This is a genomic window from Actinomadura madurae (assembly GCF_900115095.1).
GTDB lineage: Bacteria > Actinomycetota > Actinomycetes > Streptosporangiales > Streptosporangiaceae > Spirillospora > Spirillospora madurae.
The window spans coordinates 1-1965 of the sequence record NZ_FOVH01000049.1 but is presented as its reverse complement, the minus strand read 5'-3'; the positions used below and the strand labels follow the sequence as shown (position 1 = coordinate 1965).

The following is a 1965-nucleotide window of genomic DNA, read 5'->3' as shown; positions in this document are numbered from 1 at the left end:
CCGCCCTCGGCCTGCCCGACGACCCCACCCACCCCCACACCGTCACCGACCAACTCGACGGCGCCACCTACACCTGGACCCAGTCCAACTACGTCCGCCTCGACCCGCGCACCAAGCCCGCCCACATCCTCACGTTCGAGCGGAACGAGGGACGCGGGCGGGCCGGTGGTGATGACGCCGCGGTCAGGCCGGTTCGGCGCCGCTGAGCAGGCGGTCCTCGATGGACCGGCAGCCGGTGAACACCGACCCGAGGCCTTCCCGGTCGATGATCTCGCGGAGCCTGGCGGGCAGCGCGGGCAGCGCCAGGCAGCCGCCCTCGGCGGCGACCCGCCAGCGGATGCCGAGCAGGATCGGCAGCGGGTCGCAGCGGACGCCGAGCCGGTCGTGCATCCGCACCATCAGATGCCGCAGGTTCCCCTCGACCAGGGTCGTCAGCGTCTCCCCGAGCCGCGGCACGGTGGCCTCGTCCAGCATGCCGGACAGGTGCACCACGGTGTGGTCGCCGTCCCCGGCCGCCGTCGTGGTGATCGTCAGCTCCGACGGCGCGGGCGGCGTCGGGGTGAGCCCGGCGTCCCCCGGATGCAGGGCGCGGATCGCGTCGAGCACGTGCGTGGTGTCGGCCTCCCCGCCGGCGCCGGCCGGGACGGGCGCGGCGGTCGCCGACGCCACGTCCGCGAACACCGGGACGAGCCGCGCCAGCCCCGTCAGGTGCAGCGCCCTGCGCACATGGGCGGACAGGGCGGGCACCACGGCCCGCAGCGTGCAGCCGAGCAGCCGCGCCCGGGTCTCGGCGCGGGCCAGCAGCACCAGCCCGGCGGCGTCCAGCAGGACCGCGTCACCGAAGTCGACGACGACTCCCCCGCGCCGCGTCCCGTGCGGGCCGGCGCAGGCGAGCGACAGCGCCCTGCTCACCCCCTCCCGGATCCCCGCGTAGTTCTGCCAGCTGATCTGCGCGGGCAGGCCGAGCACGATGAATCCTCGCCGGGTCTCGATGCTCAGGCCCGGCATGGTCGTGTCCTTCATCTGTCACATCCCGATCGGGGTTCGAGCGGCCGCGCGGGCGCGCCGGGGCGGAGCGGTGAGACGGCCCGGCGGCCGGGTCGCCGGCCGTTCGTCCGGGTAGGGCGGGCGGGCGCCGCGCACGACGCCCGTCAGCCGGGACGCCGCGAGGCGCTCGATGGTCCGCTCCTCGGGCCGCACCCCGAGATGGGTGCAGCAGCACCACAGGTCGTCCACGCAGCGGCGCACGCGCTCCACCGGTATGTCGGCGAAGCGGACGCGCAGCCGCGCCACGAGGTCATCGCGCGTCGGTACGACCGATGGCGACTTCTCCCAGCGCTCCACTGTCCCTCCGATCGCTTTGGACGGACGTCTTCCGCCCGAACCGAACAGAACCCGCCGCGGGGGCGGGTTCTGAGCTTGGAAATGACCTACCCGGGGGTTGCGACAGAAAAAGCGACGAACCTAAAAACACGGACATGACACAACCTTCCCCCGGCAAGTATTCGCGGGCGCCGGCGCCAGCGGACGGGCCGCGAACGACCGTGTTTTCACCACCGCTTTTCCGGGCCCTGCCGCGTGCAGATCACCGGTACCGAACCTTTTACGGATGGTTGCCCGCCCCGCACGTCCCCGGCGCGCGCCGCGGGAATTGCTGATCTAGATGTCTCCAACACACCCGGGGTGACCCATGCACGGCCAGCCGAAGAACACCGCCCGCAGCACGTCCGACGAGGTCACCGCACCGCGGGCGGGCACCGCGCCGCCGCCGGACGCCCCGCCGCCCGCCACCGGGCCCGCCGCCGGACCCGCCACGGGGCCCGCCGCCGGGCCGGTACCCGACCCCTTCGACGAGAAGGCTCCGCGCACGCCGCACTGGTTCAAGACGGCGGTGTTCTACGAGGTGTCGGTCCGCGGGTACGCCGACAGCAACAACGACGGCTACGGCGACCTGCGCGGCCTGAT

At 73.7% G+C, this 1965-nt stretch carries 3 protein-coding genes and 1 pseudogene; 2 read left to right on the top strand and 2 right to left on the bottom strand.

The genetic code is table 11. The annotated features are described in order from the left end of the window. Nucleotides 1-206 (top strand): hypothetical protein (locus tag BM339_RS47310; protein WP_143118914.1); only part of this gene is annotated, 206 nt, incomplete at its 5' end. On the opposite strand, the gene BM339_RS47305 is transcribed toward BM339_RS47310, so the two are convergent. Next, nucleotides 184-1023, bottom strand: a complete 840-nt coding sequence (locus BM339_RS47305; RefSeq protein ID WP_075025106.1) for an STAS domain-containing protein — start codon at nucleotides 1021-1023, stop codon at nucleotides 184-186. The two genes, BM339_RS47310 and BM339_RS47305, sit on opposite strands and share 23 nt — an antisense overlap. 3 nt (nucleotides 1024-1026) lie before the next feature. Beyond that, entirely contained in the window at nucleotides 1027-1344 is a 318-nt protein-coding gene (locus tag BM339_RS47300) for a hypothetical protein (RefSeq protein WP_024936353.1), read from the bottom strand. A 346-nt stretch (nucleotides 1345-1690) separates the two neighbouring features. On the opposite strand from BM339_RS47300, the pseudogene BM339_RS47295 reads away from it, so the two are divergent. Beyond that, nucleotides 1691-1965 (top strand): annotated as a pseudogene (locus BM339_RS47295) (hypothetical protein); the annotation flags it as partial.

Bases quoted from the DNA above. Each gene is read 5' to 3' on its own strand.
- BM339_RS47305 (WP_075025106.1), bottom strand. From the start codon at position 1,023: ATGAAGGACACGACCATGCCGGGCCTGAGCATCGAGACCCGGCGAGGA.